At 71.3% G+C, this 13,660-nt stretch carries 10 protein-coding genes and 1 pseudogene; 8 read left to right on the top strand and 3 right to left on the bottom strand.

Going from position 1 to position 13,660, the window contains the following annotated elements:
* The first annotated feature begins 9 nt into the window (after positions 1–9).
* Genes ACWIGU_RS24450 through ACWIGU_RS24430 form a run of 5 tightly spaced genes read left to right on the top strand, consistent with a single transcriptional unit; the run spans position 10 to position 5,039 of the window.
* The gene (locus ACWIGU_RS24450; protein WP_454403825.1) at positions 10–1,383 is read left to right on the top strand and encodes an FAD-dependent oxidoreductase; all 1,374 of its coding nucleotides are present in this window, start codon (positions 10–12) and stop codon (positions 1,381–1,383) included.
* Positions 1,380–2,570 carry a CaiB/BaiF CoA transferase family protein gene (locus ACWIGU_RS24445; RefSeq protein WP_454403824.1) on the top strand — a complete coding sequence of 397 codons (1,191 nt, stop codon included), beginning with the start codon at positions 1,380–1,382 and terminating at the stop codon, positions 2,568–2,570. Before ACWIGU_RS24450 ends, ACWIGU_RS24445 begins: the two co-directional genes overlap by 4 nt.
* The gene (locus ACWIGU_RS24440) at positions 2,567–3,352 is read left to right on the top strand and encodes an enoyl-CoA hydratase-related protein (RefSeq protein ID WP_454403823.1); all 786 of its coding nucleotides are present in this window, start codon (positions 2,567–2,569) and stop codon (positions 3,350–3,352) included. The genes ACWIGU_RS24445 and ACWIGU_RS24440 overlap by 4 nt, the downstream gene beginning before the upstream one ends.
* A 20-nt stretch (positions 3,353–3,372) precedes the next feature.
* Positions 3,373–4,266, top strand: coding sequence for a dihydrodipicolinate synthase family protein (locus tag ACWIGU_RS24435; RefSeq protein ID WP_454403822.1), 894 nt, complete (start codon positions 3,373–3,375; stop codon positions 4,264–4,266).
* Positions 4,266–5,039: an SDR family oxidoreductase gene (locus ACWIGU_RS24430; RefSeq protein WP_454403821.1), complete on the top strand. Its 774-nt coding sequence runs from the start codon at positions 4,266–4,268 to the stop codon at positions 5,037–5,039. The genes ACWIGU_RS24435 and ACWIGU_RS24430 overlap by 1 nt, the downstream gene beginning before the upstream one ends.
* A 75-nt stretch (positions 5,040–5,114) precedes the next feature.
* Here the strand turns inward: ACWIGU_RS24430 and ACWIGU_RS24425 are convergent.
* Both ACWIGU_RS24425 and ACWIGU_RS24420 read right to left on the bottom strand, forming a co-directional pair.
* Positions 5,115–5,384, bottom strand: a pseudogene (locus tag ACWIGU_RS24425) (DUF6191 domain-containing protein); the annotation flags it as partial.
* Positions 5,385–5,397: 13 nt separating this feature from the next.
* Positions 5,398–5,967 carry a helix-turn-helix domain-containing protein gene (locus ACWIGU_RS24420; RefSeq protein ID WP_454403820.1) on the bottom strand — a complete coding sequence of 190 codons (570 nt, stop codon included), beginning with the start codon at positions 5,965–5,967 and terminating at the stop codon, positions 5,398–5,400.
* A 142-nt stretch (positions 5,968–6,109) separates the two neighbouring features.
* On the opposite strand from ACWIGU_RS24420, the gene ACWIGU_RS24415 reads away from it, so the two are divergent.
* Positions 6,110–7,363 (top strand): benzoate/H(+) symporter BenE family transporter, encoded by a 1,254-nt coding sequence (locus ACWIGU_RS24415; RefSeq protein ID WP_454403819.1) that lies wholly within the window; start codon positions 6,110–6,112, stop codon positions 7,361–7,363.
* On the opposite strand, the gene ACWIGU_RS24410 is transcribed toward ACWIGU_RS24415, so the two are convergent.
* A complete protein-coding gene (locus ACWIGU_RS24410; protein WP_454403818.1) occupies positions 7,323–8,057 on the bottom strand; it encodes a type 1 glutamine amidotransferase in 735 nt (244 codons plus the stop codon). The two genes, ACWIGU_RS24415 and ACWIGU_RS24410, sit on opposite strands and share 41 nt — an antisense overlap.
* Before the next feature lie 511 nt (positions 8,058–8,568).
* On the opposite strand from ACWIGU_RS24410, the gene ACWIGU_RS24405 reads away from it, so the two are divergent.
* Together ACWIGU_RS24405 and ACWIGU_RS24400 are read left to right on the top strand one after the other, a co-directional pair.
* Positions 8,569–11,694 (top strand): glycoside hydrolase family 2 TIM barrel-domain containing protein, encoded by a 3,126-nt coding sequence (locus tag ACWIGU_RS24405; RefSeq protein ID WP_454403817.1) that lies wholly within the window; start codon positions 8,569–8,571, stop codon positions 11,692–11,694.
* Positions 11,691–13,658, top strand: coding sequence for an alpha-glucuronidase (locus ACWIGU_RS24400; RefSeq protein ID WP_454403816.1), 1,968 nt, complete (start codon positions 11,691–11,693; stop codon positions 13,656–13,658). Before ACWIGU_RS24405 ends, ACWIGU_RS24400 begins: the two co-directional genes overlap by 4 nt.
* Positions 13,659–13,660: the final 2 nt, after the last annotated feature.

The following is a 13,660-nucleotide window of genomic DNA, read 5'->3' as shown; positions in this document are numbered from 1 at the left end:
GGAAGCCAGATGCCCCAGACCGTCTCTCTCGACGCCGTCGAGGCACCAGTGGTCCAGCGGTCCGACGTGATCGTGGTCGGCGGCGGACCGGCCGGCGTCAGCGCGGCCGTGGCCGCCGCCCGCACCGGGGCAAGCGTGACCCTGCTGGAGCGCTACTCGGCCCTCGGCGGCCTGGCCTCAGGCGGCATGGTCCTGGTCCTCGACGACATGATCAACGGGAACGAGATCACCGTCACCGGCATCGTCGACGAGTACGTCGAGCGGATGGCCAAGCTCGGCCTCGCCGTCTACCCGCCCGCGGAGGAGCGCTACTCCTCACCCGAGATGTGGGCCAAGTGGGGGCGCTGGGGTGCCTTCGACTTCCACTCCCACACCAACCCCAAGCCGATCTGTTACGCCGTTGCCTTCGACCCGGACGGCTGGAAGCGGGTGTCCAACGACCTGGTCCGCGAGAGCGGGGTCAATCTGCGGCTGCACAGCTGGTTCTCCCGGCCGGTGGTCCAGGACGGCGCGGTCAAGGGTGTGGTCTGCGAGACCAAGTCCGGCCCGCAGGCGGTGATGGGCGACGTGGTCATCGACACCACCGGCGACATCGACGTGGCCTCCCGGGCCGGCGCCTCCTACGCCCAGGACAACTACCTCGTCACCCTCGTCTTCCGGCTCGGCGGAGTGGACACCGCGACCGCCGAGCGCTTCGAGCAGGAGAACCCGCGCGAAGCCCGCGCCATCAATCGCAAGATCAAGCGGATGCTCGGCGGAGCCTGGGAGCTGTGGTGGCTCAAGACCCCCGTCCCCGGCGTCGTCTGGTGCAACTGCCCGCATCTGACCGGCTTCGACGGCACCGACCCGGTCTCCCTCACCGAGGCCGAGTTCGAGGCCCGGGCCCGGATCGGCGCGGTCCTCGACTCCATCAAGTCCGACCTGCCCGGCTTCGGGAACGCCTATCTGCTCGACGTCGCCGAGCAGATGGGGGTCCGTCAGACCCGGTTGCTGCAGGGCGAGTACGTGGTCACCAAGGACGACGTCACCTCCCGCCGCCACTTCGCGGACAGCGTCGCGCGCGGCCGCGACTACTACACCCCCTACCGCGCTCTGCTGCCGCGCGGCGTCGACCAGTTGCTGGTCGCCGGACGGCACTACTCGGCCACGCCCGAGGCGCAGCGGATGTCCCGGGAGATACCGCCCTGCATGGCCATGGGCCAGGCGGCCGGCATCGCCGCCGCCACCGCGGTGGAGCAGGGCGTCGTGGTCCGGAACGTGGACCCGGCCGTCATCCAGCGCCGGATGCGCGAGCAGGGCGCCGACCCCGGTGACGTACCCGCGCGGAACGCGACCCTCGACGAGAACACGACGGTCGACCAGACCGAGGAGGCCGTGGCATGACCGCCGCCGCACAGCCGCTGAGCGGCATCACCGTCATCGACTTCACCCAGGTCTTCATGGGCCCGTCCTGCACCCAGCTGCTCGGCGACTACGGCGCCGACGTGATCAAGGTGGAGCGTCCCGGCACCGGCGACATCTCCCGGACCTCGATCCCGGACGAGGCCGGCCTGGACAACCCCATCTTCCTGTCCATCAACCGCAACAAGCGCAGCATCGCCATCGACACCCGCACCGAGGAGGGCCGCCAGGCGGTGCAGGAGTTGGTGCGCTCCGCCGACGTCGTGGTGAGCAACTTCCGGGCCGGAGTGATGGAGCGCCTCGGCCTGGGCTACGAGGCGCTGCGTGCGGTCAACCCCGCGATCATCTGGGCCTCCGGCACAGGGTTCGGCACCGAGGGCCCGTACGCCCACAAGGGCGGGCAGGACGCGATCGCCCAGGCATACAGCGGAGTGATGTGGCGCCGGGTGTCCGAGGACGACCCGGTCACCCTCTACCCGACCACGCTCTGCGACTACACCACCGGCATGCATCTGCTCCAGGGCATCCTGCTGGCCCTGCTGCACCGCGACCGAACCGGTGAGGGGCAGAAGGTGGAGGTGTCGATGTACGACTCGATGCTCCACATGCAGATGCAGGAGGCCTGCCAGCAACTCAACCGCGGCTCCGAGATCAACTGGGCCGCGATGCCGCTCACCGGGGTGTTCCGCACCACTGACGGCGCGCTGATCATGGTGGGTGGATTCAGGGCCGACCCGCTGCACCACATCAGCCGCGCCCTTGAACTCGACGAGGACCTGGGCGAACGCCCCGAGTTCGCCACCCTCGACCTGCAGTTCGCTCACCGCCCCGAACTGCAACGGATCTTCGCCGAGGCCGTGGCCGACAACTCCACCGATTACTGGGTCAAGCGACTCGAGGACGAGGACATCCTCTGTGCCCCCGTGCGCAGTCTCGAGGAGACCCTCGACGACGAGCAGACCACGGTCAACAACATGATCGTCGAGATGGACCACCCGGTCGCCGGCCGGATCCGCGCCCTCAACGCCCCGCTCCACCTCTCCGCCGCCCCCGCCACAGTCCGCCGCGTCCCGCCGCGGCTCGGCGAGCACGGCGCCGAGGTACTCGGCGAACTCGGCTACACCGCCGCGCAGATCGAACTGCTCCGCCAGAAGAAGGTGCTGCGATGACCGACGAGGTCCGCTACATCCGCGACGGGCACATCGCCCGGGTCACCATCGACCGCCCCGCCGTGCTCAACGCGGTGGACATCAAGACCAACACCCGTCTTGGCGAGATCTGGGCCGAGATCGAGGCCGATCCCGAGGTCCGGGTGGTCGTCGTCACCGGTGCGGGGGAGCGGTCGTTCTGCGTGGGCGCCGACATGTCCGCCGACGCGGTGGAGAAGACCGGTCTGGAGTACTGGGCCGGCCTCGACCCCAACGGCTTCGGCGGTCTTGGCCTGCGCACCACCCTCGACGTCCCGGTGATCGCCCGCGTCAACGGCTATGCCCTGGGCGGCGGCATGGAGATGGTCCTCGGCTGTGACATCGTCATCGCCGCCGACCACGCCCGGTTCGGCCTCACCGAGCCGAGGGTCGGCCGGATCCCGCTGGACGGCGGGGTCTTCCAGCTGGTCCGCCGGCTGTCGCACACCCAGGCGATGGGGCTGCTGCTCACCGGCCGTCGCGCCTCCGCCGAAGAGTTGCACCGGATGGGCCTGGTCAACGAGGTCGTCCCGGCCGGGCAGTTGGACGAGGCCGTCGACCGCTGGGTAGCCGACATCCTCGCCTGTGCCCCCACTTCGTTGCGGGCCATCAAGCAGATGGTCCAGCGGGGGAGCGGGCTCTCGCCGCAGGACGCCCACAAGCTGCGTACCCCGGCGCTGATGGCGGCGCTCGACAGCGAGGACGGCAAGGAGGGCGTGCTCGCCTTCCAGCAGAAGCGGCCGCCGGTCTGGCCGGGACGATGAGGGGAGCGGGGAACCCACTGATGCCCGAGAAGCTCGCATCCGGCGTGTGGGGCGTGGTCGCCACGCCCTTCGCCGGCCCCGATCTTCAGGTCGACGAGCCGAGCCTGGCCCGGCTGGTGGAACACTACGAACGGATCGGTACCACCGGTCTGACCGTGCTCGGAGTCTTCGGCGAGGCCGCCCGGCTCTCCGCCGGGGAGCGCCGCACGGTGCTGGAGACGGTGGTCGACACGGTCGGCCTGCCGCTGGTCGTCGGTGTCACCGGACTCGCCACCGCACCGGTGCTCGAGGAGGCCCGGCTGGTTCGCGAGGTGGTCGGAGACCGTCTCGCCGGACTGATGGTGCAGGTCAACTCGCCCGATCCGCAGGTGGCCGCGGCCCACCTCAACGCGGTCCACGACGCCACCGGCGCCGGGATCGTGGTCCAGGACTACCCGGAGACCAGCCGGGTCGCCATCCGCGCCACCGACCTGGTGCGCGCCGTCCACGCGGTCCCGTCGGCGGTGGCGGTGAAGGCCGAGGCGCCGCCCACCCCGGCGGCCGTCGCCTGGCTCACCGCCGAACTCGACGTGCCGGTCTTCGGCGGCCTGGGCGGCCTTGGCCTGCTCGACGAACTGGCGGCCGGCGCCGCCGGGGCGATGACCGGCTTCTCCTGCCCCGAGGGCCTGATCGCCTGCGTCGAGGCCTGGCGCGGCGGCGGCCACGACGCGGCCCGGGAGGCCTACCTGCCGTATCTGCCGCTCGTCAACTTCGAGGCCCAGGCCGGGATCGGGCTTGCGCTGCGCAAGGAGGCCGTCCGGCGGCGCGGCCTGATCACGGAGGCGGCGGTGCGGCCGCCCGCCCCGCCGCTGCCCGAGGCCCTGGTCCCGCAGCTGGAACGGCACCTCGCCGCGCTGCCCGAGGAGGTGCGCTGATGGACCTCGGCATCCGCGGCCGTGTCGCACTGGTCGCCGCCTCCACCGGCGGCCTGGGCCGGGCGGTCGCCGAAGCGCTGGCCGCCGAAGGAGCCTCGGTCGTGGTGGCCGGGCGACGCGGCGAGCTCGCCGAGGAGATCGCCGCCCGGCTGCCCGAAGCGGTCGCAGTCCAGGCCGACCTCTGCGCCCCGGGCGGGCCGCAGACGCTGGTCGAGGCGGCACGCGAAGCCTATGGCGACCCGGACATCCTGATCCTCAACGGACCTGGCCCCCGGCCAGGCACCGCCGCGGGCCTGGACACAGGCGACCTCGCCACTGCGGTGGACTCGCTGCTGCTGGCCCAACAGCGGCTGGTGGCACTGACCTTGCCCGCGATGCGGCGCCGAGGCTGGGGCCGCCTCCTGGCGATCGGCTCCAGCGGGATCGCCGAGCCACTGCCCGGGCTCGCCCTCTCCAACGCCGGGCGGGCCGCCCTGGCCGCGTACCTGAAAACCCTCGCCACCGAGGTGGCGGCGGACGGAGTCACCGTCAACCTGCTGCTGCCCGGGCGGATCGCCACCGACCGGGTGGCGGCGCTGGACGCCGCACGGGCCGAACGCGAGCAGCGTCCCGTCACCGAGGTCGAGGCCGCCTCCAAGGCCACGATCCCCGCGGGCCGGTACGGCACCCCCGCCGAGTTCGGAGCGTCAGCGGCCTTTCTGTGCGGCGCCCCTGCTTCGTACATCACCGGGACCGCACTGCGCTGCGACGGCGGACTGGTCCGCAGTCTGTGAACCGAACCGGCCGGGGTACGGGCCGAGGGGCTCGGCGGCATGCAGAGCGGCTGGGCCGTGCTCCTCCTGGTTGAGGCGCGGCATTCGGACGACCACGGTTCCTGCGTCCAGATTCACCGTTGTCCTGTTCGGCGGTGCTCCATCGTCTTCGTCATCCGGCATGACAAGTGCCGACTGCCGTTCCCTCAGCTCAATCTGCTTGCCCGGCGAAAGACTCGCGTGCGGCTGCTCGAACCCCGTCGCGGATATCTGCCCCTGACGCGCGCTCTTCCGCCAGGGCAATATGCCGGCCCGGCCTGCGCGCGACAGCAGCTGGTCGGCGAAGGCCACCGCCACGTCCAACACCTTTGCCGGACCTCTAAGACCCTTCCAAGGAAGGGTCCTTCGAAGACGCGTCCTTCGGGTACCGGACGAAGAGGATGCCCTGCACGTCGCCGTCCGGTGCGCTGTAGAAGTGCGGGGCGTCGGCCGGCCAGTGGGCGTGGCCGCCAGGTCCGGCCGTCTGCGGCGCGTCCGGCGGGCCGACGACCGCCGTTCCGGAGAGCACCATCAGGCTCTCCGTGGTGTGCGGGACATGCGCGGCCGACTTCTGCGTCGCGCCGGCGGCGATGGTGACGCGGAAGACGTCGGTGGCCGCGCCCTCGTCCTCGTACCGCTCCAGGAGGACCGCGGTGACGGCGCTGCCGGAGACTCCGCCCGCGCCCGCCGCGACGCCGGGCGGCGGGTCGTCGAGGACGGCGCTGACCGGGCGGCCGAGGGCGGTGGTCAGGGCGTAGAGCGTTTCCAGGGTGGGGTTGCGCCGGCCCGTCTCGAGTTCCGAGAGCGTGCCCTTGCCGACGCCCGAGCGGCGCGCGAGCTCCGACAGGGACAGGCCGGCGTCCTGCCGCAGCCGCTTCAGTCTGCGGCCCACCTCGTCGTTCAGTCCCATCCGCCCGGTTCCGTCCGTTTCTGTGCCGCCGGCGCTTTGACGTGCCGCCACCTGCGTCCTTAGTGTTCCATAAACGGAACGTTCTGTTTATGGAACCCTCCGAACCCGCTCTCCCGCACCCCTTTCCGGAAGTGATGCCCGCATGTCCCCGCTCGCCCGCATACGCGCCACCGCACCGCCCTCGGCCGTGGCGGCGGGGCTCATCGCGGTCACCGTCGGCGTGACCAGTGCCGCTGCCATCGTGTTCACCGCGGCCCGGGCCGCCGGGGCGGACGCGCGCGAGGTGTCCTCGTGGATGCTGGCGCTCGGCGTCGGGATCGCCGTGACCTGCGTGGGCCTGTCGCTGCGGCACAAGGTCCCGATCGTCACCTCCTGGTCGACACCGGGAGCCGCGCTCCTCGCCACGAGCCTGAGCGGGGTGTCGATGGAGAAGGCCGTGGGCGCGTTCGTGTTCAGCGCCGTGCTGATCATGGTGAGCGGTCTGACGGGGTGGTTCGCGCGGATCATGGACCGGATCCCGGTGCCGCTGGCATCGGCGCTGCTCGCCGGAGTACTGCTCGAGTTCGGGACGGGGCTCTTCTCCCAGATGGGCGGCAGTTTCGCCATCGCGTTCCCGGTGTTCGTGCTGTATCTCCTCGGGCGTCGACTGCTGCCGCGTCACGCGGTCCTCATCGCGCTCGGCGGCGGAGTCGTCGCCTCCGTCCTCACCGGGGGCTGGCATCTGGAACGGGTCCGGCTGTCGCTCGCGCAGCCGGTGTTCACGGCTCCCGAGTTCGACTGGAAGGTGCTGATCAGCGTCGGCGTGCCGCTGTTCGTCGTCACCATGGCTTCGCAGAATCTGCCGGGGGTCGCCGTGCTGCGCGGGTCCGGCTACGAGGTGCCCGTCTCGCCGGTCCTGACGTGGACGGGTGCGGTGCAGGCGGTGCTCGCGCCGTTCGGGGCGTTCGGTATCAATCTTGCGGCGATGACCGCCGCGATCTGCACCGGCGACGGGGCCCACCCCGACCGGCGGCGGCGCTACCTCGCGGCCGTGTGGGCGGGCGTCTTCTACCTGTGCGTCGGACTGCTCGGCGCGACGGTCGCCTCGCTGCTCACCGCGATGCCGCACGCCCTCGTCCTGGCCGTCGCGGGGGTCGGCATGCTCGCCACGATCGAGGCTTCCCTGGCAAGTGCCCTGTCGGACCCCCGATCCAGGGAGGCGGCCGTCGTCACGTTCCTCGCCACGGCCTCCGGCGTGACGCTGCTCGGCATCGGATCCGCGTTCTGGGGGCTGCTCGCGGGCGTGCTCACCAGCGTCATCGTGTCGGTGGGACGGCGGCGCGGGGCCGCCGCGTCCGCACCCGCTCCGACGCCGGTCACGGCAGCCTCGCGCACACCTGAGCGAACCTCCGCGTGAACACCGACCACGCCGACACCGCCGCGCCCTCGTCGGCCACGGCCTGGGCGTGCAGCCGGTCCCTGTCGAAGCCCTGCCGGGCCAGCAGCTCCCGGTCCCACCAGGCGATCCGGTCGGCCTCCGCCTCGGGGTGAAACTGCACACCCCAGGCCCGCGCCCCGACTCGGAACGCCTGGTGGGGGCAGGCCGCGCTGGACGCCAACCAGGTGGCGCCCGCCGGGAGTTCGGTGATCGCGTCGACGTGCCGTTCGATCGCGGGCGCCGTCGCGCCGAGCCCGTACAGCAGCGGATCGCCGGCGGCTTCGGGGCGCAGCCGGATCTGTGTGCTGCCGAACTCGGGCCGGCCGTGATTCGCCCGTACGCTGCCGCCCGCGACCTGTGCGAGCAACTGGCCACCGAGGCAGATGCCGAGCACGGGCGAGCCGTCGTCCAGTGCCTGCGCGACGAGCCGGCGCGTGGCGGGGAGCCAGGGCGCGCGCTCGTCGTCGTCCGGCAGGAAGCCGCCGCCGAGCACGAGGAGCGGCCTGCCGTCGAGCGACTCGGGCAGAGCCTCGCCCTCATAGGGACGCAGCACTTCGAGACCCAGTCCAGCATCGCGCAGCCAGGCCCCGACCCGGCCGGGACCGCCGCTCCTGGTGTTCTGTACGACCACGGCGGTCTGTGGGTCTGGACCCTGTGCGTGCGAGGGCGTCATCGCCTCGGCTCCCCTGCTCGGCATCTGCGTTCGCTGCGCTGCTCTCTACGTCGATCAAGGCAGCAGATCAGGGCACGACGTATGACGTCAACGGTCCGTCGGCCGCCCTGCTCCGAGGGGCATGTACCACCTCGCAGCGTCGTTGTTGCCGCTCTGGTGGGGTTGGCGCGTCGCGTTCGTCGCCGGGGCACGGCAGTCGCCGCAGCCCTGGCATCCTGGGAGGAGGCGTACCGCGTGACCGCCCACGAGTCTCACTTAGGGCGTCGACCCGTGGCCTGACCAGGCAGAGGAGTGCCTCGGCGTGCCTTGGCCCTGGCCGGCCTTCTTGTCGGAGCCGGCGCGGGAGACCGGGGCGCTGAGGCAGGCGAACGCGGCCGGTAAGGACGAGGCGAGACGGCGGTCGGGAAGCATATTTGGAAAGGCCCTTGACTAATACCGGCCCGAGGCCGAAAGAATCAGTCCGCTCAAGTTGCTTTCTGGTGAGTCGTGTTGGCTTCGAGGGGACCCGTTCATGCATGTCACCCGTAGAACCGTGCTGGCCGCGAGCGCGGCCGGCTCCATGGCCGGGACGTTCACGGTGCCCGCACCCGGCGCGGCCGCCGCCGACCGGACCGGACCGGTCGGCCGCCGCACCGTGGACCTGGCCGACGGCTGGCGCTTCGCGCTCGTCAGCCCCGACGGCATCACCGACCCGACGGGCGCCTACGCCGGCGCCGAGCAGCCCGGGTTCGACGACGCGGCCTGGCGGATGGTCGCCGTCCCGCACGACTGGAGCATCGAGCAGACCCCCACGACGGAGCACAACACGACCAGCGGCACCGGCTTCCTGCCCGGCGGACTCGGCTGGTACCGCAAGAAGTTCACCGTCCCCGCCGCCTACGCCGGCAAGCGGATCTCCGTCGAGTTCGACGGCGTCTACATGGACGCGAACGTCTACGTCAACGGCGAGCTCGTCGGCAACCACCCCTACGGTTACACGGGTTTCGCCTACGACATCACCGACCTGCTGCACTCGGACGGCGCCACCGCCAACGTCCTCGCGGTCGAGGTCCGCAACCGCCTGCCCAGCAGCCGCTGGTACTCGGGCAGCGGCATCTATCGCCGCGCCCGCCTGGTGATCACCGAACCGGTGCACGTCCAGCGCTGGGGCACCTTCGTGACGACGCCCGACCTCGCCGCCACCCTCGACAAGGGATACGCGACGGTCGACGTCCGCACGGCCGTCGTCAACGAATCCGGTGAGACCGCGCCGGCCGTGACCGTCGTGTCCACCGTCCGCGACGCCAAGGGCCGCCGCGTCGCCCGCACCGAATCCGTACTGAAGGACGTCGGGTCCGACCCGGTCACGGCGCACGGCCAAATGACCCTCCACGAGCCGCAGTTGTGGTCCATCGAAACCCCCGGCCACCGCTACACCCTCGTCACCGACCTGCGTGTGGACGGCCGCACAGTCGACACCTACCGCACCCGGTTCGGCGTGCGGCACGCGACCTTCGACCCGGACCGCGGCTTCTCGCTCAACGGAACCCACGCCAAGCTCAAGGGCGTCGACCTCCACCACGACCTCGGCGCCCTCGGTGCCGCCGTCCAGCCGGACGCCGTCCGCCGTCAGCTGACGATCATGAAGTCCATGGGCGTGAACGCGCTGCGCACGTCCCACAACCCGCCCGCCCCCGAGGTGATCGAGGCCTGCGAGGACCTCGGCCTCGTCATGCTCGTGGAGGCCTTCGACTGCTGGCGCACCGGAAAGAACCCGTACGACTACGGCCGGTTCTTCGACGCGCACAGTGACGCCGACATCGCCGAAATGGTGCGCGCAGCCCGCAACTCGCCCGCCGTCCTGATGTGGTCTATCGGCAACGAGATCCCCGACTCGACCCGCGCCGAAGGCGTGGACATGGCGCGGCGGCTCGTCACCGACATCAAGGCCCTCGACACGACCCGGCCGATCGTCATCGGCTCCGACAAGTACCGCTCGCTGCCCGCCGCCGGGTCTCCCGCGGACCTGATCCTGGCCGATCTTGACGGCCTCGGCCTCAACTACAACACCGCCGCGTCCGTCGACGCGCTGCACGCCCGCTACCCGCACCTGTTCCTCTTCGAGTCCGAGTCGTCGTCGGAGACGTCCACCCGTGGCGCGTACCAGGAGCCCGAGCACCTCAACACCGGGGAGAACCACACCCCGGGCCGGCGCGCCACGTCCAGCTACGACAACAACCTCGCCTCGTGGACGATGAGCGGCGAGTACGGCCTGAAGAAGGACCGCGACCGGCGCTTCTTCGCGGGCGAGTTCCTGTGGTCCGGCATCGACTACATCGGCGAGCCGACCCCGTACGACGTGTTCCCCGTGAAGGCGTCGTTCTTCGGTGCGGTCGACACGGCCGGATTTCCCAAGGACATGTACCACCTCTTCCGCAGCCAGTGGACCGATGAGCCGATGGTGCACCTGCTGCCCATGGACTGGACGACGCACCAGCCCGGCCAGGAGGTGCAAGTGTGGGCGTACACGAACGTCGCCGAGGTCGAACTCTTCCTCAACGGCCGTTCCATGGGCGTGCGTTCCTTCGACGCGAAGAAGACCGTCGACGGCCGCGCCTACCTGGAGACCACGGAGGCGACGCACGACGACAAGACGGTCACGTCCGGCCCCTACCCCGGCAGCTACACCTCGCCGAACGGGAGCGCCGGCAGGCTGCACCTGTCGTGGAAGGTCCCGTACGCGGCAGGCGAGTTGAAGGCCGTGGCCCGCGCGGGCGGGAAGACGGTGGCGACGGACGTGCTGCGCACCGCCGGGACGCCGCACGGCGTGCGCCTCACCGCCGACCGCGGGTCCGCCGCCGCCGACGGGCGTTCGCTGGTCTTCGTCACGGCCGAGATCGTCGACGCGCGCGGCGTGGTCGTTCCCGACGCCGAACACCTCCTGGAATTCGCCGTGAAGGGCGGTGGGCTGGCGGGTCTGGACAACGGGCGGCAGGAGAGCGCCGAGCGGTACCAGGCCAGTACGCGCACCGCCTTCCACGGCCTCGCGCTCGCCATGGTGCGGGCGGGCACCGAGCCGGGCGCGCTGACCGTCACGGCCACTGCCGACGGGCTGCGCACCGGCAAACTCTCCGTGCGGCTGGCGGGGCCGGCGGGCGGGCCCGTCACGCGGACCGAACCCTTCGCCCCCGACCCCGGTCCTGGAGCATCCAAGTACCCACTCGCCGACGCGAGTTACTCCGGCGCAACCGGTACTCTCCCCGCCGCGATGCTCGACGGGGACCCCGCGACCCAGTGGTCCAATTCCTTCCATAAGGCGGCCACCGTCCTGCTGCCCGCTTTCGATGGCGCCCGGCCCGGCGACTGGGTGTCGTTGGCCTGGGCACAGGAGCGCGAGATCGGCCGGGTCGAAGTCTCTTTCACCGTCGACGCGAAACACTCCCTGCCCGCCTCGGTCGACGTGTCGGTCTGGGACGGCAAGGGCTATGCCGCCGTGCGTGACGCCGACATCGACTGGGCGGCGGCGTCCGGCGAGCCGACCGTCATCACCTTCGACGCGGTACACGGCAACCGTCTCCGCCTGGACCTCACCAGCCGCAGGCCCGGCGAACCCGCCGGGGCGATCGGGATCGTCGCGCTCGATGTGGCGGCGTCATGACCGGCCCGAGCGTGATCGACCACGCCTGGCTGCCCGACGAGGCGCTGCGTGGCATCGGATCACGGCGCGTCTCGATCGAGGGCGACGGGCCCCTCGTCGACACGCTGCGCGCCGAAGTCGCGTACGCCCAGGGCAACGTCGGCGCTGTGCAGGGTGACGGAGACGTCGTGTTCCGACTCGACGGCGATGCCGACACCGGCCCCGAGGGATTCACTCTGACGCGGTCCGGCGGGCGCACCACCGTCACGGCCGCCGCTCCGGCCGGCCTCCTGTACGGCTTCTTCCACGTCGTGCGCCTCGGCGCCGCCGCGTTCACCGACGCCCCCGAGCAGACCCACCGCCCCGCCCTCTCCAGGCGCATGCTCAACCACTGGGACAACGTCGACGTGCATCCCGTGATGGGCCAGGTCGAGCGCGGCTACGCGGGCGGCTCGCTGTTCTGGGAGGAAGGACGGGCGCGCGGGGACCTCGACCGGGTCCGCGCCTACGCACGGCTCCTCGCGGCCTGCGGGATCAACGCCGTCTGCGTCAACAACGTCAACGTCCATGAGACCGAGGCCCGCCTCCTCACCGACCGCATCGGTGAAGTGGCCGCGATCGCCGGGAAGTTGCGGGCGTTCGGCATCCGCACCCACCTCTCCGTGAGCTTCGCCGCGCCCGTCGTCCTGGGCGGGCTCGACACCGCCGACCCGCGCGACGACGGCGTACGGGACTGGTGGCGGACGGCCGCCGACCATGTGTACACGCACATCCCTGACTTCGGCGGCTTCGTCGTCAAGGCCGACTCCGAAGGTCAGCCGGGGCCGTTCGCATACGGTCGCAGCCACGCCGACGGCGCGAACCTGATCGCCGACGCACTCGCCCCGCACGGCGGCACCGTCCACTGGCGGGCCTTCGTCTACAACCACACGCAGGACTGGCGCGACCGCACCACGGACCGGGCGCGCGCCGCATACGACCACTTCGCCCCGCTCGACGGTCAGTTCAGGGACAACGCGGTGCTCCAGATCAAGCACGGACCGATGGACTTCCAGGCCCGCGAGCCCGTCTCCCCGGTCATCGGCGCCCTGCCCCGCACCCGGGTCGCGGTCGAGCTGCAGGCCACCCAGGAGTACACCGGGCAGCAGCGGCACGTGTGCGCGCTCGCCCCGATGTGGACCGGGGTGCTCGGCTTCCGGCCCGAGGGCGAGGACGGCCCCTCCGTCGGCCAACTCGCAGGCGGTGGCGGCCTGGTGGCCGTCTCGAACGCCGGAGCCGACCCCTACTGGACCGGGCACCCGCTCGCCCAGTTCAACCTGTACGCGTTCGGCCGCCTGGCATGGCAGCCGGATGCCGATCCGCATCAACTCCTCCACGAGTGGACCGAGTTGACGTTCACGCCGGAGGGGACCGCCGACCCCGAGCGGCTGCGCTCCGGCCTCCGTGAGGTACTGCGCGGCTCCTGGGCGACGTACGAGAAGTACACGGCGCCGCTCGGCGTCGGCTTCATGGTGCAGCCCGGACACCACTACGGGCCCAGCGTCGACGGATACGAGTACAGCCCCTGGGGCACCTACCACTTCGCCGACCGCGACGGCATCGGCGTCGACCGCAGCCGCGCCACCGGCACCGGGTACGCGGCCCAGTACGCCAAACCCTGGTCACAGACGTACGAGACGCCCGAGAGCTGCCCCGACGAGCTGCTCCTGTTCTTCCACCACGTCCCGTACGGGCACGTCCTGCACAGCGGAAAGACGGTGATCCAGCACATCTACGACACCCACTTCGAAGGCGTCGAGGAGGCCCAGGCAGCACAGCGGGTGTGGGCGACGCTGGCCGATCTGGTGGCGCCCGCGCGGCACGCCCGGGTGGCCGAGCTGTACGAGGAGCAACTGCGCAGCGCCCGCGAGTGGCGCGACCACATGAACAGCTACTTCCTGCGCAAGTCCGGGATCCCGGACGCGGGCGGGCGCCGTATCTACTGACG

It is taken from the genome of Streptomyces sp. NPDC055400, from assembly GCF_053644375.1.
The sequence above is the reverse complement of the archived record's forward strand: the minus strand, read 5'-3'. Positions and strand labels throughout refer to the sequence as shown.